The sequence below is a fragment of the Candidatus Thiodiazotropha sp. AKAK2 genome, assembly GCF_058244685.1.
In genome coordinates, this window is sequence record NZ_JBSYOP010000031.1 from 45,362 (window position 1) to 66,377 (window position 21,016).

Consider the following 21,016-nt stretch of genomic DNA (forward strand, 5'->3'; position numbering starts at 1 on the left):
ATGGAGCCAACTAAGCTTCCCATCATAGGATATGCCTGCGCATCCCACCTCGGCGAATCACTGAGCAATGCGCCGACCCAGACTGATGCACCGGGGCGATTCGGACCGCCGATGCTGCAACTTGAATCCACAGCACTGCAACTCCCCTACTATTCGATCGACGACCGGTTTGATGAACTGGACCGAACCGAACGCATCCTTTTCGAGGTGATCGAAAAGGCTTTGCTGAGAAGTCAACTGAGCCCTGCCGAGATCAAACGGACCGGACTGTTCATCGGCTCCTCCTCGTACGATCTGCGCGACAGTGAAATCGATTACAAGCAGAAGCTTGTGGCGGGGGATCCAGCAGCTGTACCCATGCCTTTTACCGGCTACAACCGTCTTGGTGACTCGATCTGCCGGAAGTTTGATATCGACAGCGAACCATTCAATATCAACTCGGCCTGCACCTCCAGTGCGAATGCCCTGTTGCTGGCCCACAGCATGATCCGGCAGGGTCATTATGAACATGCGCTGGTGGTCGGCATCGAGCTCTACAACGAGACCACCATCAACGGTTTCGCCGGGCTGCAGCTGATTGCCGAACAGCGTATTGCCCCCTTCGATAAATCCCGGGACGGCATCATCCTCGGTGAATCCTGTTCCGCCATGATCATCGGCAAGCGGAGTAAGACGACACCCTCCCTGATGCTCTGCGGGGGAGGCAGCTGCTTTGACCCCTACAGCATCACCACCTCGAATCCGGATGGTTCGACGATTGCCCAGACTCTGGAAAATGCACTGCGCGATACCGCGATCGACAAGTCCGAGGTGGTGGCGATCAAAACTCACGGCACAGCGACCTATATGAACGATATTTCCGAGTCGAAGGGGATAATCACCGCCTTTCCCGAGGAGACACCCCCAATCACGGCCATCAAACCCTATATCGGGCACACCCTGGGCGCTTGTGGCACATTGGAACTGATTCTGTTTGCCGAGGCACTCGAACAGGGGTATGTGCCAAAGACACCCAATTTTGAAACCCCCGACCCGGAACTGTCTCTCATCCCACTGAATGAGGATATTGACGCCCGGGATGGTGTCTATCTACTCAACTATTTCGGTTTTGGCGGTAGCAATACCGTTGTCGTAGTGGACAAGGTCTAATGGATTTGAACCTCTCTCTATTTGCCTATGGCGGCTTCAGCCATACCGTTGAACAACAGCTACCCGATCTGAACGAACCGCTGAAGGCGGTATCCCACAAGCTGCCCCGCCGGTCGGACCGGCTCACCCAGCTCTGCCTGCTGGGCCTGCGACACACACCAGACAGCGACACCTTTGAGGCGGGGACTCATCTGGTGCTGGCCAGTGGCGATGCCAACCTCAACAGCACCATCCTCAACAGTGAACAGATCTTTGACAGCGGCACCCTGCCCAATCCGATCGGGTTCATTAATACCGTCAACAACTCTACCGCCTACCATCTCTGTGTCAGCCTGGGGATCCAGGGGCAGGCGATCAGCGTATCCAGGGACCACTGTTCACTGGAGGCCGGCCTGCAGATCGCGGCAACCTTGCAACACAGCGATCCCTCACCAATCCTGCTGGGAACAGTCGATGAGATACCCAATGATCCGCAGCAGCACCGACGGCGCCTGCACATGCCGCCGACAACCCCGCTGGCGGAAGGCAGCTTCTGGTTTCACTGTGGACACCCACAGCAACAAGAGCCCCCGATTGCCACCATCGAATATTGCGGGCCGATGCGGGACAGCAGGAACGTCGGGGATTTTTTACGGGAGCGTCAGATCAGCCACCACCTGCTCGGGGATCTGCTTCGGGAATCAGCCCTGAGTGAGATTCAACTGCCAGGAGAACGGCTGGTGACTCAAAGCCAGGGGCACTACCTGACACAGAACGCAGACTACCTGCAGCGTTGGCTTGACAGCGCACGCCCCGGCGAACGCCTGGGATTGCTGAACAACACCTCCGGCAGTGAGCGCCTGACCGTTACTTTGATTCTAAAGCGCTAAGCTGGGCAAACAGCGCCCCTTCACGCAGGGCGATCTTATCCAGCTGGTCGGCGATCGAGTCAAAGGTGTCGTCATAGCGGGCTTTGCTCTTGCGCGCACACATCAGCGCGAACAGACGCCACTCATCACCGATCGACGACATCTCATCCGCCGCTTCGGCCAACTGATCCGATGACAACAGCTCTGCTGCCTCCTGCAGAAATGCGGCATACATGAAGCGAAAGCCCCCGCCACCGGTGCCGATCTCTTCCTGCATACGCACAATATGGCCGAGATAGAGATGGGCATAACGCTCCTCTGCCTCGACCAGTTTGCGGATATTTCTGGCCACCCGGTGAATACCCTTGGACCCCGCAATGGGTACCGGACTTCGATTGCCGTTGATCTTGGCGGTGAAGCGGATCGCCTTCGGCAGCACGGTTTTGAAATCGATCTCCGCCGGCACCTCGGCTGGGTAGTAGAGCAGACCTTTTGGGGCCAGTGCGCCTTTGGCAAACCGCGCCTTACTCAGACTCTGCCGGTCCACCGTCACCAGGTGGGAGAACACCGGATCACTGACCTGGAAGGCGTCCCCCTCCCGACCGTAGACAAGCAGATTGTGCGCATTGAAATGGAAACGCATATCCTCGGGGAAATAGGGCAGAAAGAAGACCGAAGTCTGTAGACCGACAATCCGTCCCTCATCCAACAACCGATCAAGCGCGGCTTCGCCCTGGCCCGGTTTACGGAACTTCTGAAACGTCATCTTCAGCCCGCCAATGCGCCGTGAGAGGGCGCGGATGATCATCCGCGGAGGGGTTCGATAGGCGATCAACGGCATACCGTTGATCTTTACCATGGGGATATAGGCATAGGTCAGGCCGCTTGCCAGACCGAAGGCCATGGGCTCGGACACCGCCAGTCCATGATAGCGAAGCATGGCGGACATGACGCCTGTCTCACAATGCGCCGCGTGCCGGTGCTCGAGTGGTTTATTCATATGTCTCAGGTAGTTGTTTTAGTGTATCCCGATCGATACCCAGTACTTCGGCATAACCGTCCAGCTTATCGACAGAGAGCCTGGCAAAGCGCTGCGGTGAAAAGTCCCGTTTCACCATCCATTGAAAGCGTCCCATCGCCTGGGCCAGCATCGGCAGGTCCATGCGCTGATGGTACATATGAAATTCCAGTGCTGAGGTTTTTCCCTGCCTGGCCCGCTGATAGGCATCTACGGTCAGCCGTTTGATCTCATCCAGCGCCTGGCCGAGTACGATCTCTTCAACCTCCCAGCCGTTGGTCTCGGATGACTCGATCCTGCCGGAGTCCGATTCTGCATAGATTACTTTGGTCTCTCCGCCCAGGGACCCGGCTTTATCCTGCGGAATGTCTTTGATCTTCATACCACGCTCAATAACATGAATGAACTGGAGAAGCGCCCGCTCTCCGGGACAAAACAGAGCAACCGCTCACCGCTTTTCAACTGTCCGGATTTTAGCAGTTCATCCAGCATGATGTAGATCGATGCGGAACCGGTATTGCCCCGGGTGGTCAGGTTGGTGAACCAACGCTCACGGGGAATCTCGAAATCGAGCTCCACCAGCGCCTCATAGACCTTCTCATCGAAATACATGGAGGAGATATGGGGCAGAAAATAGTCCACCTGATCAGCCTGCAGACCGGTTTTGGCAATCACCCGCTTCAGGGTCTCCTTGACCGCCATGGGTACGATGTTCTCATTCAGCAGTTTGACGTCCTGTTTGATGCTCATCACCGAGTGATCGATCAATCCCTGCTGAGTGTAGAGCTTCCAGCTCTCCAGACTGCCGTCCTCCAGCTTTTCCGCGCCTGAGTACATGCAGGTTTCAAGCTCATTCGCATAGGAGTAGATCTCAATCCAATCAATCTCCACTACCGGTTGTTCCGCCCGCTGGCTGGGCTCACTTTCGACTCGAAAGGCTCCGGCGCCGTCGGACAGCATCCAGCGCAGAAAATCTTTCTCAAAGGCGATTTCCGGGTTTTTCTTCAGGTTTTCGATTTTATATTTCGATTCACCTTCATAGTGGCTGGCCCGCAACACCGGTGAAACCAGCTCCGAGCCGGTGGAGACCGCCTGTTTGAATTCGCCGCTTTTCACCGCCAGATAGGCATATTTCAGCGCCGCTGCCCCACTCAGGCAGATCCCGGATGTGGAGATCACCTCGCAACACTGATTCCCCAGCTCCCCATGCACCATCAACCCATGACCCGGCATCACCTGGTCCGGAATGGAGGTGCCGGAGACCAGACACTGCATCTGATTGAGCTCAGCCTCTGAAGCAAACAGCCGCCGCACGCAGAGTGCGGTCATTTCGGCATTGCTGTGACTCAGCTCGCCACTCTCCGGATCAATTGCATAGTAGCGCTGCTTGATACCGTTACTGCGCAATACCAGACGCTTGGCACGGGAAGGTTTACCACCCACCATGCCCAGTACATCCTCGATCTGCTCATTCTCAACAGGCTGGTTCGGCAGAAAAGCCGACGTATTGGTTATGTATGCCCTCATTTACCGCAACCGAATTCTTCCATGCGCTCACTCCCTGAACCGGAAGGCGCCTCAAAATATGTTTTAATCTGTTGGTATCTTTGCTTCATCAGCGGCGCCAATAGCGCCTTCAGAAGCATGCTCAGCGGCACCACGGTGACAATCATCAGAATCAGAAATACCACATAGACCGCCAGCACAGGTGTTCGTTTGGCGTCACCCTGTTTGCCAATCCTGCGTAACAACTTACCCCAAATCAGAAAACTACGATAACCCACTTTTTCTGATTGAATTTGACTCACATCCGCTTCCACGGCCTGCAGGCCCCCTAGCATTGGGCCTTCGCTCTTCTCAGCGTCCTCACCAAGCCCCTGCTCTATCGCCTGACCGAAGCGGCAGCAGGCCTGGATATCCTGATCGGATACCCCGGCGGCCGGAAATCCCCAGAAGGGCCCCTTTTTACCCGTCCACAACCATCTTGGGGTGGTGATAAAGGAGGCTAGCAGGGAGCCCTGATCTGTCAGCACCACATTATCAATTAAACGGGCGCCACAGTCATCCAGCATGGCCTTCATGGTCTCTTGCGCCCGAGTCCACATGTTGCGGCAGCCGATGACCGTGATCACCGGTTTACCGTTGAGTAACCGCTTAGCCTGTTCGCTCTGCAGAAAGCCGGTTATCGGCAGGGCCGGTGCCAGAAACCAGACCTGATAGGCCAGGATCACAAGATCTGCATCGTAATCTGAATCAATCTGCAACGGTTGCAACTCAGGGGCATCCAGATAGACGCATTCGGGAAAAACATCCAAAAACCGGAAAAACGGCCAGGGAAACGGATAGGGATCCAACGGTTGAAGCGTCTCGGTTTTCAGCTCAATTCCGGTCGATTCCTGTAGCGGCGTACTGATCGATTGCACAATATTGGAGAGCTGTCCGGTTTGCGAAAATTGAAGTACTAGGATCTTTTTCATATCTGGATTGGTATCAGTCAGGCTCTCTCACCCGGAACGCTCATGGCGCGCTTCAATACGCCAAATTCAAGGCGACAGCTCCCTTTTTGTTACCGGGCTACCCCATTCTCAGTCGGGTGTAATTCAATATGATCCAATTGTTCGGCCTGTTGGGCCCTGTTAACACGAATCCAATTGGCCCTAATACTAATCCGTTTGTTTGAAGCTGTCTCTCACCACACACAATTATGAGCAGCAGCAAACATTTAACCATGCCTGGCCATGCCATCAGGGGATTTTACCAACCCTCTGACGAAGGCAGCCCCTCGTTCTCTGCAAACCTCGCCTTGATCAGGCGCATGTCTGAAGCCCTGACTGGAGTAATTCAGTCGCCAGGTTGAAACATATGAAGGTGATGGAGACAGCTTCAGTCTGCCTATAGCGGGGGATTCTGTCAATTGAGCCGGGATCAGCTCAAAGGGGGGATGCCAGCTTCAACCAGCGGGAGATTGATACCCCGCTGGTTGAAGGCAGGGGTTGTTTAAAGTTTGCCTTTGATACTGCGCATCAGATTGACGATATTCTCCGACATCGGCCCAACCCGTTCATACTCCCTTTCCGCGCCGACCATGTCGCCGTTCCGTTTCAGGTCGGCGATTGTCTTGATCAGATCGTGCAGCTCTTTGTGGGGTTTCTCGATCTGATTGATCTCACTGATATGGCTCAGCTCATGCTTACCCTGGGTGTGATACCACTTGCCGAAACCGCACTGGGTATGATCGAAGGCGACCCGCTCATCCAGTGCACCCTTGCCGTCCAGAAAACCTCTCAACTTGGTCTTCCAGCTCAGATGGGCCACCATCGCCTGCTGCAACTGCTTGGCATGGCCATCGCCGATATTGAACTGATCCAGCAAGTGACTCAGCTTGTCCACTTCAACGGACATATCGGTACTCGCCTCATAGCTACGGTCTGAATCCTTGCTGGTCTCATCAGCAATCTGGGTGATATCGATGATGTTGCGATTGATATCCTCCGCAACCGCACTCTGCTCTTCAGCCGCCGTGGCGATCTGTCCACTCATACTGGAGATCGAATCGATTACCTGGGTAATCTCCTTGAGTGACTGATGGGCCCGCCCAGCCTGCTCCACGCTCTCAGCCGCCTGCTTCTGACTGGTCTCCATAACGGATACCGTCTGATGAACACCGGACTGCAAGCTCTCGATCATCTCCTGGATCTCTTCGGTGGAGTCCTGGGTCCGTTTTGCCAGGGTGCGAACCTCGTCGGCCACCACGGCAAATCCCCGTCCCTGCTCACCGGCACGCGCCGCCTCGATGGCCGCATTGAGTGCCAGCAGGTTGGTCTGATCGGCGATACCGCGGATCACATCCAGCACGGAACCGATGCGCTCACTGTCCTGGGCCACATGCTGTACCGTTTCGACTGCCTTCCCCACATCGGTCGCCAGACGATCGATGCTCTTGGTCACATCCATCACCACTTCCCGACCGGAATTCGCCTGCTTATCCGCCTCTTGGGCCGCCTCGGCAGTCTGGGTGGTATTTTGTGCCACTTCGTGCACAGTCGCAGACATCTCGGTCATCGCCGTGGCCACCTGGGTGGTCTGCTCATACTGCTTGCGGATACCGCTGTTGGTATGTTCGGCGAGATTGGCAAACTCACCGATCTGAACGCTCAGATTGCCCGCCGAGTTGGAGACGTTCTTGACCATTCCCTCAATCTTGTCTGCAAAACGGTTATAGCCCTTGGACAGACGAGCCACTTCATCCTCTCCGGTCTCATCCATGCGTACCGTCAGATCCCCATCCGCAGAGGCGATCCCCTCCATGGCCTCTGCTGCGTTGCAGATCGGCTGCACCACACCGCGACTGATCAGCCAGACCAGCAGACCGATCACCGCCACCGATACCAGACCCAGGACAAGCAGTATCCAGGTCAATTTGGTAACCGCTTCAGCAGCTTCGGAACGATCTTTCGCAACCAGCAGTACACCGATCGGATCACCGGAATAGTTGGTGACGTTCGCGGCATAGTAAGCCACCGGCTTGCCGTTCAACTCACCCCGTCCATATTGACCTTCACCCCGGAGAATCTGACCCAATTGATCCTTGGCAATCAACTCATTGCCATCCATGGTGGTGGCGAAGCGGTCCATATTACCTTTACGGTCGATATAGAGCTCCAGATCCACATCATGACTCTGGGCATACTCATCGAAAAAGGCCTGTCCAAAGGACATTCCGAACTCGACCGTACCGATATGCTTGCCCTTGTTACTGACTGGCACCAGACCACGAATTCCCAGACCGGCAACACCAACCTCCAATCCCTGAATCGGTTTTTTGCTGTTATTGCCTTCCACCACGGTGAGACGAAAACCGGAGAGGTCATCGCCAAATTTCGCCGGCTTGTGGACACGCAAATAGGAGGTGGCAGGGGGCTCATGAAACTGGAACTGACGGACTCCGTACTCTTTCTTCAGCTTGGCGAAACCGGGTACGAACAGCCCATGCAGGGTCTCCCGGTCCTTGTCGGCAAACGCCTCCTGGACATCGGGGATACCGGCCACAAGGGCACTCATGGCTCGCGCCAAGCGTCCCTCCGAATCGATGCCTGCGACCACATTCTGGTAGATTTCACTCATCTCATTCTTTTCAGAGGCACTCAGAATACCTCCCATATAGTTGAATGTGGTGACAAGGGTAATAGCCAGAACAACCATTACAGCAACAACGGTAGCAATCACAAACCGCGCGGAAATGCCGATATTGCGGAACATTTTTTTAACACCTCAGGAAAGAATTGCGCGTCCCTGTGCGTTAATTACTTAGCCATAAGAGATAACGGCAAAATCGGGAAATTATTTAGTTCCTTACACAGAGTTCACAAAAAAACCCCGCCTCCTGACGGAGACGGGGTTTTTAGAGGCATTTCGGGGCCTGTTATTAGGCCCCAAGAGCGTTGAGAGGCAATTACATCATACCGCCCATGCCGCCCATGCCGCCCATGTCGCCCATTGGAGGAGCGGCCGCTTCATCCTTAGGCTCATCAGCGACCATGCACTCGGTGGTGACCATCAGGCCGGCTACGGAAGAGGCATTCTGCAGCGCAGAACGGGTAACCTTGGTGGGATCCAGGATACCCATCTCCATCATGTCGCCATAGGTGTCATTGGAGGCATTGAAACCGAAATTGCCTTCGCCACTGCGCACCTTGTCCAGGACCACGGATGGCTCGCCACCCGCATTGGCAACGATCTGACGCATTGGTTCTTCCATGGAGCGGCAGGCAATGCCGATGCCCACATCCTGATCGTGGTTTTCACCTTTCAGATTATCCAGTGCAGAGAGAGAGCGGACCAGCGCCACACCACCGCCGGGGACAACGCCCTCTTCAACGGCTGCGCGGGTCGCATGCAGCGCGTCTTCAACACGCGCTTTCTTCTCTTTCATCTCCACCTCGGTGGCCGCACCGACTTTGATCACCGCAACACCGCCGGCGAGCTTGGCAACCCGCTCCTGCAGCTTTTCACGGTCATAGTCGGAAGAGGTCTCTTCGATCTGTGAACGAATCTGCTCAACGCGGGCTTTGATATCGCCTTCCACGCCGGCACCATCGATGATGGTGGTCTCTTCTTTGGTGATGGTCACTTTCTTGGCGCTGCCCAGGTCTTCCAGGGTAGCCTTCTCAAGTGACAGACCGACCTCTTCAGAGATCACGGTACCACCGGTGAGGATCGCGATATCCTGCAGCATGGCTTTACGACGGTCACCGAAACCGGGCGCTTTGACCGCAGTCACTTTGACGATACCGCGCAGATTGTTGACCACCAGTGTGGCCAGGGCTTCGCCTTCCACGTCTTCAGCGATGATCAGCAGTGGCTTACCGGCTTTGGCTACGCCTTCGAGCACAGGCAGCAGGTCACGGATGTTGGAGATCTTTTTGTCGTGCAGCAGGATGAAGGGCTCGTCCAGTTCAGCGGCCTGGTTCTGCTGATTGGTTACGAAATAGGGAGAGAGGTAACCGCGGTCGAACTGCATACCCTCAACCACGTCGAGTTCATTCTGCAGGGCGGAACCCTCTTCAACGGTGATGACACCCTCTTTACCAACCTTCTGCATCGCTTCAGCGATGATGTCACCCACATTGGCGTCGGAGTTGGCGGAGATGGTGCCTACCTGGGCGATCTCCTTGTCATCGGAACAGGGACGGGAGATGTTCTTCAGCTCTTCAACCGCCGCCACGACAGCTTTGTCGATGCCGCGCTTCAGATCCATCGGGTTCATACCGGCAGCAACGGCTTTCAGGCCCTCGCGAACCATCGCCTGAGCCAGTACGGTCGCTGTGGTGGTACCGTCACCAGCCACATCGGAAGTCTGCGAGGAGACCTCTTTGACCATCTGTGCGCCCATGTTCTCGAACTTGTCGGCGAGTTCGATCTCTTTCGCCACAGAGACACCGTCTTTGGTCACAGTCGGCGCGCCAAAGCTCTTCTCGAGGACCACGTTGCGACCCTTGGGGCCGAGGGTTACCTTGACCGCGTTGGCCAGGATGTTAACGCCCTTGATCATACGTTGACGGGCGTCATCACCAAATTGTACTTCTTTTGCACTCATGTCTTAATTTCCTTGGAAAATGTTGAGATTCGTCATCAGGCTCAGCCTGATCGGGTCATCGCTGATACGGGATCAGCCCTCGATCACACCCATGATGTCTTCTTCGCGCATGACCAGAACTTCCTCGCCACCCACTTTCACTTCGGTACCGGAGTATTTGCCGAACAGGACTCGGTCTCCGACTTTGACATCCAGCGGACGGGCCTCGCCGCTGTTGGTTACTTTGCCGTTACCCACGGCCAGCACTTCACCCTCAACGGGCTTCTCAGTGGCTGCATCAGGGAGCACGATGCCACCCGGGCTGGTGCGCTCTTCTTCCATACGACGAACGATTACGCGATCGTGCAGCGGACGAATATTCATCGACTGTTTCTCCTAAGCTATATATTTGGTGTTTTTAATCGAATGATTTGATTTGTCAGTTGGCAAGTTTGTTAGCACTCGCCTTCACTGAGTGCTAATAATAGAGGCAAAATGCCGAGAGTCAAGACCGGCGGGGAATATTTTCTCGCACGCTTTTCAGTTCTGAGTCAATTTACCGCTATTCTGTGTGATAATAGAGAGCTCAATAAAGATAAGGGGAGGCATTTCCAGGCAGCCAGCGTGATCCGATCACCGTGGCCAGCCGCACTATCTTGCAAATATTCACCATCAAACCGTCAACCCGCATTACCATTCAGTGCAGTGCAACTATTTAGCCATACTCCGGGAGATCACCATGGCAGAAGAAGCCAAGCCAGAAAAAAAAGCGAAAAGTAAGAAGCCTAAGAAGATCGACAACAAAGTCTATGAGAAAGAGCTTTTCAAACTTCAATTGGAATTGGTCAAACTACAGGAGTGGATTAAACAAGAGGGCTTGAAGGTCGTTGTTATATTTGAGGGGCGCGATGCGGCCGGCAAGGGTGGCGTGATCAAACGCATCAATCAGCACCTGAATCCGCGCATCTGCCGGGTGGTCGCGCTGCCCGCCCCCACCGAACGGGAGCAAACCCAATGGTATTTTCAACGCTATGTGCCCCACCTGCCGGCAGCGGGTGAAATGGTGCTGTTCGACCGCAGCTGGTACAACCGGGCCGGCGTCGAAAAGGTCATGGGGTTTTGCAATGAGGATGAGTATCAGGAATTCATGCGCTCCTGCCCCGAGTTCGAACGGATGCTGGTGCGCTCCGGTATCATCCTTATTAAATATTGGTTTTCCGTCTCAGACGAAGAGCAGGAGCGCCGATTCCAGAGCCGTCTGGAAGAGCCTCACAAACGCTGGAAGCTGAGCCCAATGGACCTGGAGTCACGCTCCCGCTGGTTGGAGTACTCGAGAGCAAAGGATGAGATGTTCGCCCACACAGACATCAAGCAGGCGCCCTGGTATGTGGTCCATTCGGATATTAAGAAACATGCCCGACTGAACTGCATTGCCCATCTGCTCAGCCAGATCCCCTACAAGGACCTGACCCCGGAATCGATCGAACTGCCGAAGCGGACGGAAGATATCGGCTATGTCAGACCACCGATCACCGATCAGACCTTCATTCCGGACGTCTATCCCTAACCCCTTCGGACCTCTGACCAGGCAACTCTGAGATGCCTGAGTGAAATGATGGTGGGGCCTAGCCCCACCTATACCAGTAGACAGTTACTCATCCTCGCGACGAAACTCTCCCTCGATAACCCGCTTCTGCTCCTGGCTCTGCGGCTCATACGGGCCCGATTGCATCGGACGCATGACTCCACTACTCTGTAGGCCCACGGTCAATAACCAGCGTCTGACCCAAGGAATGAGAAAGATGAAACCAACGATGTCGGTAATGAACCCGGGCAGCAGCAGCAGAAACCCGCAGACCAGCAATACCGCTCCCTCCATCATATCGATGGCCGGCACCTCACCGCGATCCATGGCATCCCGCACCCTGGCAAAGGTGGAAACTCCCTGGGCACGGACCATCCAGCCACCCAGCACAGCGGTAAACAGGGTAAGGGAGAGCGTGGCGATCACGCCGATCTGCCCGCCCACCTTGATCAGAAAATAGAGCTCGACAAGGGGGATGCCGACAAATAACAACAAAACAAGTAACAGGGGATTCATAGGGCAGAGCTTACGCCGCCGAAATAAGTCACACAAGCAACAGACAATTTCGCACTTAATATTGTGACGAAATGCTATACCTTTAACTGACAGGACTTCACAGGGGATTAGAATGAGTATGCAATTCCAGAGCAAATTATTAACTTCTTTCAAAACAGCGACCTGGGTTACGGTTGCTGCGCTAATCGGGCTGACGGGCTGCGGCGGAACCATGCCCACCCTGGGCGGTTCCTCGGGCAATACGGTAACCGGCGCTGCAGGCGGCGAGACATCTTCCGGCGCCAACAGCCAACTGGAGAACTGCGACGAAACCCTCGGTACCCTGGCCGTGGTGGAAGATCAATCCGCTCCCTGGTGGTACACCTACAGAAGACGCTACCCAACCCTCGGCACCACCGTGCCCGTACTGCGCATGATGATCCAGCAGTCGAACTGCTTTGTGGTCGTTGAGCGAGGTCGCGCAATGAACAACATGATGCAGGAACGCGCGCTGATGCAATCCGGCGAGATGCGCCAGGGGAGCAATTTCGGTAAGGGACAGATGGTCGCTGCCGACTACACCATGAATCCCAGCATTCAGTTCTCTGAAAAAGGCACAGGCGGTCTCGGAGCAACAGTCGGCGGTCTGCTCGGCAACTATCGACTCGGACGACTGGCCGGCGGCGTGAAATCCAATGAAGCGGCCACCACCCTGCTGCTGATCGACAACCGTTCAGGGGTTCAGGTTTCATCGTCCGTAGGCAGTGCTCAGAACTTTGACTTCAATCTCTGGGGCGGCCTCTTCGGTGGTGGCAAATGGGGCAGCGTCAAAGGCTTTACCGATACTCCGGAAGGTAAGGTCGTTACTGCCGCTTTCGCTGACTCTTACAACCAGATGGTCAAAGCCTTGCGTAACTATAAGGCACAAACCGTCAAGGGCGGCCTGGGCAAAGGCGGACGCTTGAAGGTCAGCGAATAAAAAATCGACCACCTGAAATGCACAGCGACCGGCCAGAGCCGGTCGCTGTTGCCCTGATGCTGAGCCAGGCAGATCATCAGCTGAGCTGCTGGACAACCCCCACCTCAACACTGATTTCCAATCAGGGAATCGCCGCATTTCCCTTAAAATATACAAGGGTTTACCGCAACAGGGAGAAAATCCACAGGGGCCGTTTCTCTTTGCTTGCTGCGGCCGGATAGTGTATTTTGCCGCGCATGCCGACCTCACTCCTGCTGATGCTCTGTACCGTCCCCGACCGTGGCACTGCCGAACGTCTTGCCGGAATGCTGGTAGAACAGGAACTGGCTGCCTGCGTCAATCTCTCTGCACCAATCACCTCGATCTATCGTTGGCAGGGAAAAACCGAGCAGTCCGAGGAGATCCTGCTACTGATAAAAACCACAAAGGAGCGCTACCAGGCTTGTGAATCGGCACTCCGGGCGGAACATCCCTATGAACTTCCGGAAATCATTGCAGTCCCTGTAGAACAGGGGCTGGATGACTACGTAAACTGGGTGGAGAGATGCACAAACCAATCAATTTGATCGTCCTGGTCCTGTTACTGACAGGGCTGGCTGGCACAACCCTGGCCGACTGGAACGAAGATGAGCTGCTGATGCCGGATCAGGCGTTCCAGATATCCGGGCAGAGCGTCACAGCCGACACCCTTAAAGTCGAATGGCGCATTGCTGACGGCTACTACATGTACCGGGACAAAATCCATTTCGATACGGAAGCGATCGGTATCGAACTGGGTGAACCCAATCTCTCGAAGGCGAAGATCAAACAGGATGAGTTCTTTGGCGAGGTAGCCATCTACCGCAATAAAGCGGTTGCCGAAATCCCACTCAAACGAATTCAGGGATCAACTGAAACCCTGCTATTGAAAGCACGCTCCCAGGGCTGTGCGGACCAGGGCATCTGCTTTCCTCCACATATGCAGGAAGTTCGACTGGCGCTGTTACCAATGCCGGTGGAGAACGCCGCAGCAGAGAGCACCATCCCAAGCCTTGCTCTGGATGATAGCGCCCCCCTGTTCGACAATGGCGGAGAGGATGAGCTGCTTGAGCCGGACCAGGCCTACCAACTGAGCGCTAGAGTTGAGGATGGCACCCACCTGCAGCTCGACTGGGCAATTGCCGAGGGCACCTATCTCTACCAGGATAAGATCAAACTCTCCCTGGTGGAGAATCAGACCGCCGTTTTGGGCCAGTTCGAATTACCCCAGGCAGAGATCAAACAGGACTCGGTCCGCCCCGACGGCACAATCGGGGATGTGGCGGTCTATCACGATCAGGTGGCGTTGAATGTGCCGCTGGTCAGAAGCAGCACGGATCCGGGAGAGGTAGTCCTCGAAGCGAAATATCAGGGTTGTGCTGAGATCGGTGTCTGTTATCCACCCATCACCAAACAGTTCACCCTCAGCCTGCCTGGCATCTCCACCGCCCAGGCGGAGGAGTCAACTGCCGCCATGGCCAGCACTTCTGCGGCACCCCCCGAGCTACTCCAGTCTGAGACAGACGAGATCACCAACACCATGAAAGGCGGCTCAACCCTGGTGATCGTTGGCGTCTTCTTTCTGCTGGGTCTGGGCCTGGCCTTCACCCCCTGTATCTTTCCGATGATCCCAATCCTTTCCGGCATCATCGCCGGACATGGGGATCAGATCACCACCCGCAAGGCGTTTGTGCTCTCGCTGGTCTATGTCTTGGCGATGGCGATCACCTACACCATCGCGGGTGTCCTGGCAGGGCTGTTCGGAGAGAACCTACAGGCCTATTTCCAGAACCCCTGGATCCTCTCTTCATTCGCTCTGGTGTTTGTGCTGCTCGCCCTGTCGATGTTCGGATTTTACGATCTGCAACTGCCCAGCAGTCTGCAGAGCCGACTGACTGATGCGAGCAATAAACAGCAGGGGGGCTCCCTTGCCGGGGTAGCCATCATGGGCTTTCTCTCCGCCCTGATCGTCGGCCCCTGCGTGGCCCCACCGCTGGCCGGCGCACTGATCTATATAGGTCAGACCGGCGACGCCCTGCTGGGTGGCCTGGCACTGTTCGCCCTCAGCATGGGTATGGGTGCTCCGCTGATCGCCATCGGTACTTCAGCGGGCAAACTGCTGCCCAGGGCAGGCAGTTGGATGGATGCGGTCAAAGCCGTCTTCGGTGTGGCCCTGCTGGGTGTTGCGATTGTCATGCTCGAACGTATCATCCCGGCCGAGGTGGCGATGCTGCTGTGGGGTATTCTGTTGATCATTTCTGCGGTCTATATGGGAGCACTGCGTAATCTTCAGATTGAGGCCAGCGGCTGGCAGAAACTCTGGAAAGGTCTGGGCGTGGTGTTCCTCGTCTACGGCACCTTGATGCTGGTCGGCGCGGCGGCCGGCGGCAAAGACACCCTGCAGCCACTGCGTGGATTAGCCGTCGGCGGTGGTTCAGGAGCCGCACATCAGGAGCTGGTCTTCAAGCGCATCAAGAGTCTGCAGGACCTACAGCAGGAAGTAGCCTCAGCCTCAGCAGCCGGGCAATCGGTGATGCTCGATTTCTATGCCGATTGGTGTGTCTCATGCAAGGAGATGGAGAAATACACCTTCACCGATACAGGAGTGATCGCCGCACTCAGCAATACCGTCCTGCTGCAGGCTGACGTCACGGCCAACGATGATATCGACCAGGCACTGCTACAGGGGCACTTCGGCCTGCCCGGACCTCCGGCGATCATTTTCTATGGCACGGACGGTCAGGAGCGTAAAGCCTACCGGGTGGTTGGGTTCAAACCGGCTGACGCCTTCGCTGAACACGCGCAACAGGCGATAAAGTAACAGGATTCCAGGCGTTGAGAGTTGCACCAACTGGGTGCAAGTGGGCTTTGAAGCACCTGCACAGCTCTTTTACACACCGATAAATTGTAACGATCTTGATAAGTTCTGCATTGAAACTGGACAAAACCGCGCTGATCTTGCAGAATTACATTCATCTCATACAGACACCGCAAAAACGATCCCCAGGCACGGAAATTGGGACAATAATGAGCGGTTTTCTACATAACTCATTGTCCGGGAACACAGAAACATGGCGACCATTCTGATCCTAAATGGCCCCAATCTGAATCTGCTTGGTGTCCGTGAGCCCAAACACTACGGCCATGAGTCTTTAGATGAGATCAGCCAGAACTTGAAGCAGCTGGCCGACCAGCTCGGTCATGAAGTCGACTTCCGTCAATCAAACGCTGAACACGAACTGCTCACCTGGATTCACCAGGCCTATGAGCAAAAGGTCGCCTATATCATCTTCAATCCGGCCGCCTTCACCCACACCAGTGTCGCCTTGAGGGACGCCCTGCTGGGAACCGGCATACCCTATATCGAAGTTCATCTCTCCAATGTGCACGCCAGAGAGGAGTTCAGAAAACACTCCTACTTCTCGGATAAGGCTGAAGGCGTCATCACCGGCCTCGGTGCCGAGGGCTATGAACTTGCATTGCAAGCCGCTGCCAAGCGGCTCAACAAATAAATAATCTTAGAGAAAACAAACATCATGGATATTCGCAAAGTAAAAAAATTGATCGAATTGCTTGAGGAGTCGGATGTTGCGGAGATTGAAATCCACGAAGGAGAGGAATCGGTCCGCATCAGTCGCAACAACTCCATACCTGCTGCGCTTGCCGCACCGGTAGCGGCACCCGCGGCGGCTCCTGCAGCCGCAGCGGCTGCAGCCCCGGCCGTGGAGAGTGAACCATCAGAGGAGATCCAGGGTCATGCGGTTCGCTCACCCATGGTCGGCACCTTCTATCGCTCCCCATCACCTGGCAGTAAGCCGTTTGTCGAAGAGGGCCAGCAGGTCAGCGTCGGCGATACCCTGTGTATCATCGAAGCCATGAAGATCCTCAACCAGATCGAATCCGACAAATCTGGAACCGTCAGAAAGATCCTGGTCGATAACGGTCAGCCGGTGGAATACAACGAACCCCTATACATCATTGATTGAGTAGCCCCATGATAGACAAGATAGTAATCGCCAATCGTGGTGAAATTGCGCTGCGCATTCAACGAGCCTGCAAAGAGCTGGGTATCAAAACCGTTGCCGTTCATTCCGAAGCGGACCGGGACCTGAAACATGTTCTGCTTGCCGACGAATCTGTCTGCATCGGACCCGCACCTTCTACAGAAAGCTATCTCAACGTACCTGCCATCATCAGTGCCGCAGAGGTCACCGATTCGGTGGCAATCCATCCTGGATATGGATTTCTCTCGGAGAATGCTGACTTTGCGGAAAGGGTTGAGAACAGCGGCTTTATCTTTATCGGTCCAAGAGCTGACACAATTCGCGTCATGGGCGATAAAGTTGCCGCCATTGATGCCATGATCAAGGCCAATGTACCGACGGTTCCAGGCTCCAACGGCCCACTCGACAAAAACTCCAAACGCACCAGAGAGCTGGCCAATGAGATCGGCTATCCGGTGATCATCAAAGCGGCCGGCGGCGGTGGCGGTCGAGGGATGCGGGTGGTTCACTCTGAAGCCACCCTGTTGAATGCCGTAGCCATGACCAAGGCAGAAGCGGATGCGGCATTCGGTAATGCCACCGTTTATATGGAGAAGTTTCTTGAAAACCCACGCCATGTTGAGTTCCAGGTGCTATCCGATACCCATGGTAATGCCATCCATCTTGGTGAACGAGATTGCTCCATGCAGCGTCGCCATCAGAAAGTTGTCGAAGAGGCGCCGGCTCCGGGTATCACTGAACAGCAACGCAAGGATGTCGGCGAGCGCTGTGCCGAAGCCTGTCGCCAGATCGGTTATCGCGGTGCAGGCACCTTCGAATTTCTCTATGAGAATGGTGAGTTCTACTTCATCGAGATGAATACCCGGGTACAGGTCGAACACCCGGTAACCGAACTGATCACCGGTGTCGATATCGTCAAAGAGCAGATCCTCATCGCCGCAGGTGAACCACTCAGATTCAAACAGAGCGATATCAAGCTGCAGGGTCACGCTGTGGAGTGCCGCATCAATGCGGAGGATCCGGACAACTTCATGCCCAGCCCCGGCACCATCACACAACTGCACACGGCAGGTGGACCCGGCATTCGGGTCGATACCCATATCTATAACGGCTATAAAGTACCGCCCTACTACGACTCCATGATCGGCAAACTGATTGCCCATGGTGAAGACCGGAACGCTGCTATCGCACGTATGAGAATCGCACTGCAGGAGATGGTAATCAGCGGTATCAAGACCAACATTCCACTGCATCTGGATATCATGCGTGACAGTGCTTTCAATGCGGGTGGCGCCAATATTCACTACCTGGAAAAGAAACTGGGACTCTGAAGTAAGTGACCTGATGTCGTGGCTTCAACTCTCACTTGATACCAGCGAGGAGCAGGCACCGATCCTGGAGCTGGTCTTCGAGAACCTGGGGGCGCTCTCTGTGACCCTCGGTGACGCAGGGGATCAGCCATTGCTTGAGACACCGCCCGCCAGTGAGCAGCTATGGCGCCACACCCGGGTTACCGCCCTGTTCGAAGGGGACCAGGATCAGCAGCTGCTACAACAGGCCCTTGGCCAGGCATTGAGCGAAGCGCTGCTCAACAAACTTTGCTGGGAGCGGATCGAGGACCGCATCTGGGAAAGGGTCTGGCTGGAACATTTCAAACCCATGTCATTCGGCAAACGTTTATGGGTATGTCCGGCTGGTGAACAGATCTCCGAGCCCGATGGGGTGGTCATTCAACTGGACCCAGGCCTGGCATTCGGCACCGGTACCCACCCGACAACCGCACTTTGCCTGACCTGGCTGGACAGTCAGGCGCTAACCGGTAAAACGGTGATCGACTATGGCTGCGGCTCTGGCATTCTGGCGATTGCAGCGCTTAAGCTGGGAGCCTCCTCGGTAATTGCCATAGATCACGACCCACAGGCACTGCAGGCGAGCCAGGACAATGCCGTGAAAAATGGTGTTGCCGACCGACTCTCAACCTACCTGCCGGATGAAGCTCCAGCTGACAAAGCTGACTACCTGGTAGCAAATATTCTTGCCGGGCCATTGATCGAACTTGCTCCACAACTGATAGACCGCATCAAACCGAATGGACAGTTTGCCCTATCGGGGATTCTTGCCGAACAGGCCGATGAGCTAACCCAACACTATCGACCCTTTGCCTCGCTTGACCCGGTGGAGCAACAGGAGGAGTGGATTCTGATCAGTGGCGTCAATTACAAAAATGGATGACAAGAGAGCATTCAGGATTGCCAGGGATTTTGCTACAGTCTTATTTAGGGCCTGTCAGGGGCTTTAGACACTCATCCTATGCAATATCGATAGTTCAGCTATGTTTACTCAGTGTGCACACTGCCTAACCCTGTTCCGCATCACACCGGAGCAGCTCAAAGCTGCTGCAGGTCAGGTCAGATGCTGCCAATGCAACCAGACTTTCAATGCATTGGAGAATCTGCATGAATCCCCCATGCCATTTACTACCCAGCCAGAGGGACTGCCCCCGACCGATGGGGAGCTCACGGCAGAAGACAAGCTGATCTACTACCCGCCACAACAGGACGAACACAGCTCTCTGCTGATCAACGATAGTGAGGTCGAACGGTCGCTGGATGATCTTGCTGACGACTCCACACCGGTTCCATCCTTGACCGATGATTCAAACCTAGACAGCGATGAGCAGAGCCTGCTGAAAGAGAGCAGTCAGTTCCTCTATGAACAGGACGATGGCCTGGAGACCGAACCGGACTACTACGCTTCCGGCACCGAATCCCAGATGTCGGAACTGCTCGACAAGGACTCAGCCTCGCTGCTGCTCGATTCGGAAAAGCCCGCCCCGAATCTGGCTGAGATTATCGAGCTGGATATTCCCGAGCTCGAAACAGAACACCCCCCCGGGCATGTTGAGGGACTGCAAAGCCCAAGCCTTGAAGAGAGCAAACCCCTTCTGCATTCGGATAACGAACTACAACCCTCTGATACCGATGACGCTGTAACCGGGGATTCCCTGACTCCTGAAGAGGAAGCCGAACTGGAGAAGTCGCTACCCTTCACCTTCGAGGAAGAGAAACAGCAAAGCCCAAGTTCCCCCCGCTCACCCTTATGGACAGTCGGGTCACTGTTACTGTTGATTCCTTTAATCGGACAGATGACCTGGCAGTTACGTGACAGCCTGATACATCACGATGTAGGCAGACAGCTGTTGAACACTGTCTGCACCGTGGCCGGTTGCACACCACCACAACGTATCGATCGGGAGAAGATACTGATAACCGATCGTTCTCTGGCTGCACACCCGGATAAAGACAACACACTCGCCATGAGACTTGAAGTGGTCAACACCGCACCCTTTAAACAACCCTACCCCAAACTGCAACTGAGCCTGTTTAACGAGATGGGTGCACTCGTCGCCCGTCGCACCTTCTCCGAGTCAGAGTACCTTGAGCGGGTATCGGATATTGAACAGCTGATGCCCAAGTTGCAACCGATCGAGATTGAATTAGAGCTGGTCGACCCCGGCAGCCAGGTGACCGGTTTCACTTTCGACTTCCTCTAGTGGGCCACTAGGGCCTATTCACAAGCCCTAAGCAATCCCCGGACAACCCACTAAACCAATCAAGCTTTCGTCCGCAATCAGACACACTGTCAAACTCGTGCCGGACAGAGAGACAAAATACACAGTCACGACGGGGAATTAATTTCATAAAAAATTTACATTTTGAATCTTTTTGGATTTCAGGCTCACGTAAACCCTATATCTAAAGGAGATTGAATAGCTTACTAAACACCCTTCCAGCCGATTGCGAAGAGTCGACGGTTTCAAGCAACTGTGCAGAATCAATTCAACG

The 21,016-nt window shown here is 55.0% G+C and carries 19 protein-coding genes; 11 read left to right on the forward strand and 8 right to left on the reverse strand.

The window, feature by feature from the left end:
- Complete coding sequence (locus AC4IE8_RS14185; RefSeq protein ID WP_068989260.1) at positions 1–1,149, forward strand: beta-ketoacyl synthase N-terminal-like domain-containing protein; 1,149 nt, start codon at positions 1–3, stop codon at positions 1,147–1,149.
- Positions 1,149–2,018 carry a hypothetical protein gene (locus AC4IE8_RS14190; RefSeq protein WP_490791294.1) on the forward strand — a complete coding sequence of 290 codons (870 nt, stop codon included), beginning with the start codon at positions 1,149–1,151 and terminating at the stop codon, positions 2,016–2,018. Before AC4IE8_RS14185 ends, AC4IE8_RS14190 begins: the two co-directional genes overlap by 1 nt.
- On the opposite strand, the gene darH is transcribed toward AC4IE8_RS14190, so the two are convergent.
- From darH to groES, 7 genes are all read right to left on the reverse strand, one after another.
- Positions 1,996–2,997 carry a BtrH-related acyltransferase DarH gene (darH, locus tag AC4IE8_RS14195; protein ID WP_490791295.1) on the reverse strand — a complete coding sequence of 334 codons (1,002 nt, stop codon included), beginning with the start codon at positions 2,995–2,997 and terminating at the stop codon, positions 1,996–1,998. The genes AC4IE8_RS14190 and darH overlap by 23 nt on opposite strands.
- Positions 2,990–3,397 (reverse strand): DarG family dialkylresorcinol biosynthesis protein, encoded by a 408-nt coding sequence (locus AC4IE8_RS14200; protein ID WP_068989252.1) that lies wholly within the window; start codon positions 3,395–3,397, stop codon positions 2,990–2,992. Before AC4IE8_RS14200 ends, darH begins: the two co-directional genes overlap by 8 nt.
- Positions 3,394–4,542: a beta-ketoacyl-ACP synthase III gene (locus AC4IE8_RS14205; RefSeq protein ID WP_490791296.1), complete on the reverse strand. Its 1,149-nt coding sequence runs from the start codon at positions 4,540–4,542 to the stop codon at positions 3,394–3,396. The genes AC4IE8_RS14200 and AC4IE8_RS14205 overlap by 4 nt, the downstream gene beginning before the upstream one ends.
- Complete coding sequence (locus tag AC4IE8_RS14210) at positions 4,539–5,492, reverse strand: dialkylresorcinol condensing enzyme (protein ID WP_490791297.1); 954 nt, start codon at positions 5,490–5,492, stop codon at positions 4,539–4,541. Before AC4IE8_RS14210 ends, AC4IE8_RS14205 begins: the two co-directional genes overlap by 4 nt.
- A 520-nt stretch (positions 5,493–6,012) precedes the next feature.
- Positions 6,013–8,274: a methyl-accepting chemotaxis protein gene (locus AC4IE8_RS14215; protein ID WP_490791298.1), complete on the reverse strand. Its 2,262-nt coding sequence runs from the start codon at positions 8,272–8,274 to the stop codon at positions 6,013–6,015.
- Positions 8,275–8,467: 193 nt separating this feature from the next.
- Positions 8,468–10,111, reverse strand: a complete 1,644-nt coding sequence (groL, locus tag AC4IE8_RS14220; RefSeq protein ID WP_068989241.1) for a chaperonin GroEL — start codon at positions 10,109–10,111, stop codon at positions 8,468–8,470.
- 72 nt (positions 10,112–10,183) lie between these two features.
- The gene (gene groES / locus AC4IE8_RS14225; protein ID WP_068989238.1) at positions 10,184–10,474 is read right to left on the reverse strand and encodes a co-chaperone GroES; all 291 of its coding nucleotides are present in this window, start codon (positions 10,472–10,474) and stop codon (positions 10,184–10,186) included.
- A gap of 355 nt (positions 10,475–10,829) precedes the next feature.
- Between groES and ppk2 the strand changes: the two genes are divergently transcribed.
- Positions 10,830–11,657 (forward strand): polyphosphate kinase 2, encoded by an 828-nt coding sequence (gene ppk2 / locus AC4IE8_RS14230; RefSeq protein WP_068989236.1) that lies wholly within the window; start codon positions 10,830–10,832, stop codon positions 11,655–11,657.
- Between the two features lie 84 nt (positions 11,658–11,741).
- Here the strand turns inward: ppk2 and AC4IE8_RS14235 are convergent, their stop codons facing one another.
- The gene (locus AC4IE8_RS14235) at positions 11,742–12,191 is read right to left on the reverse strand and encodes an FxsA family protein (RefSeq protein ID WP_068989232.1); all 450 of its coding nucleotides are present in this window, start codon (positions 12,189–12,191) and stop codon (positions 11,742–11,744) included.
- A gap of 112 nt (positions 12,192–12,303) precedes the next feature.
- Between AC4IE8_RS14235 and AC4IE8_RS14240 the strand changes: the two genes are divergently transcribed.
- The 8 genes from AC4IE8_RS14240 to AC4IE8_RS14275 all read left to right on the forward strand — a co-directional run bounded on the left by AC4IE8_RS14240 (position 12,304) and on the right by AC4IE8_RS14275 (position 20,724).
- Complete coding sequence (locus AC4IE8_RS14240; protein ID WP_490791299.1) at positions 12,304–13,149, forward strand: CsgG/HfaB family protein; 846 nt, start codon at positions 12,304–12,306, stop codon at positions 13,147–13,149.
- A gap of 236 nt (positions 13,150–13,385) precedes the next feature.
- Complete coding sequence (gene cutA / locus AC4IE8_RS14245) at positions 13,386–13,715, forward strand: divalent-cation tolerance protein CutA (RefSeq protein WP_068989226.1); 330 nt, start codon at positions 13,386–13,388, stop codon at positions 13,713–13,715.
- The gene (locus AC4IE8_RS14250; RefSeq protein WP_490791300.1) at positions 13,694–15,988 is read left to right on the forward strand and encodes a protein-disulfide reductase DsbD; all 2,295 of its coding nucleotides are present in this window, start codon (positions 13,694–13,696) and stop codon (positions 15,986–15,988) included. Before cutA ends, AC4IE8_RS14250 begins: the two co-directional genes overlap by 22 nt.
- A gap of 250 nt (positions 15,989–16,238) precedes the next feature.
- The gene (aroQ, locus tag AC4IE8_RS14255; protein WP_068989221.1) at positions 16,239–16,679 is read left to right on the forward strand and encodes a type II 3-dehydroquinate dehydratase; all 441 of its coding nucleotides are present in this window, start codon (positions 16,239–16,241) and stop codon (positions 16,677–16,679) included.
- A 24-nt stretch (positions 16,680–16,703) separates the two neighbouring features.
- Positions 16,704–17,153 (forward strand): acetyl-CoA carboxylase biotin carboxyl carrier protein, encoded by a 450-nt coding sequence (accB, locus tag AC4IE8_RS14260; protein WP_068989218.1) that lies wholly within the window; start codon positions 16,704–16,706, stop codon positions 17,151–17,153.
- A gap of 8 nt (positions 17,154–17,161) precedes the next feature.
- Positions 17,162–18,502, forward strand: a complete 1,341-nt coding sequence (gene accC / locus AC4IE8_RS14265; RefSeq protein ID WP_068989215.1) for an acetyl-CoA carboxylase biotin carboxylase subunit — start codon at positions 17,162–17,164, stop codon at positions 18,500–18,502.
- 13 nt (positions 18,503–18,515) lie between these two features.
- Entirely contained in the window at positions 18,516–19,403 is an 888-nt protein-coding gene (gene prmA / locus AC4IE8_RS14270; protein WP_490791301.1) for a 50S ribosomal protein L11 methyltransferase, read from the forward strand.
- Positions 19,404–19,503: 100 nt separating this feature from the next.
- Positions 19,504–20,724: a zinc-ribbon and DUF3426 domain-containing protein gene (locus AC4IE8_RS14275; RefSeq protein ID WP_490791302.1), complete on the forward strand. Its 1,221-nt coding sequence runs from the start codon at positions 19,504–19,506 to the stop codon at positions 20,722–20,724.
- The last annotated feature ends 292 nt before the right edge of the window (positions 20,725–21,016 follow it).

Bases quoted from the DNA above. Each gene is read 5' to 3' on its own strand.
- accB (WP_068989218.1), top strand. From the start codon at position 16,704: ATGGATATTCGCAAAGTAAAAAAATTGATCGAATTGCTTGAGGAGTCG.
- AC4IE8_RS14185 (WP_068989260.1), top strand. From the start codon at position 1: ATGGAGCCAACTAAGCTTCCCATCATAGGATATGCCTGCGCATCCCAC.
- AC4IE8_RS14275 (WP_490791302.1), top strand. From the start codon at position 19,504: ATGTTTACTCAGTGTGCACACTGCCTAACCCTGTTCCGCATCACACCG.
- groL (WP_068989241.1), bottom strand. From the start codon at position 10,111: ATGAGTGCAAAAGAAGTACAATTTGGTGATGACGCCCGTCAACGTATG.
- AC4IE8_RS14215 (WP_490791298.1), bottom strand. From the start codon at position 8,274: ATGTTCCGCAATATCGGCATTTCCGCGCGGTTTGTGATTGCTACCGTT.
- AC4IE8_RS14250 (WP_490791300.1), top strand. From the start codon at position 13,694: ATGCACAAACCAATCAATTTGATCGTCCTGGTCCTGTTACTGACAGGG.
- ppk2 (WP_068989236.1), top strand. From the start codon at position 10,830: ATGGCAGAAGAAGCCAAGCCAGAAAAAAAAGCGAAAAGTAAGAAGCCT.
- AC4IE8_RS14240 (WP_490791299.1), top strand. From the start codon at position 12,304: ATGAGTATGCAATTCCAGAGCAAATTATTAACTTCTTTCAAAACAGCG.
- darH (WP_490791295.1), bottom strand. From the start codon at position 2,997: ATGAATAAACCACTCGAGCACCGGCACGCGGCGCATTGTGAGACAGGC.
- accC (WP_068989215.1), top strand. From the start codon at position 17,162: ATGATAGACAAGATAGTAATCGCCAATCGTGGTGAAATTGCGCTGCGC.
- AC4IE8_RS14205 (WP_490791296.1), bottom strand. From the start codon at position 4,542: ATGAGGGCATACATAACCAATACGTCGGCTTTTCTGCCGAACCAGCCT.
- prmA (WP_490791301.1), top strand. From the start codon at position 18,516: ATGTCGTGGCTTCAACTCTCACTTGATACCAGCGAGGAGCAGGCACCG.
- aroQ (WP_068989221.1), top strand. From the start codon at position 16,239: ATGGCGACCATTCTGATCCTAAATGGCCCCAATCTGAATCTGCTTGGT.
- cutA (WP_068989226.1), top strand. From the start codon at position 13,386: ATGCCGACCTCACTCCTGCTGATGCTCTGTACCGTCCCCGACCGTGGC.
- AC4IE8_RS14190 (WP_490791294.1), top strand. From the start codon at position 1,149: ATGGATTTGAACCTCTCTCTATTTGCCTATGGCGGCTTCAGCCATACC.
- groES (WP_068989238.1), bottom strand. From the start codon at position 10,474: ATGAATATTCGTCCGCTGCACGATCGCGTAATCGTTCGTCGTATGGAA.
- AC4IE8_RS14210 (WP_490791297.1), bottom strand. From the start codon at position 5,492: ATGAAAAAGATCCTAGTACTTCAATTTTCGCAAACCGGACAGCTCTCC.
- AC4IE8_RS14200 (WP_068989252.1), bottom strand. From the start codon at position 3,397: ATGAAGATCAAAGACATTCCGCAGGATAAAGCCGGGTCCCTGGGCGGA.
- AC4IE8_RS14235 (WP_068989232.1), bottom strand. From the start codon at position 12,191: ATGAATCCCCTGTTACTTGTTTTGTTGTTATTTGTCGGCATCCCCCTT.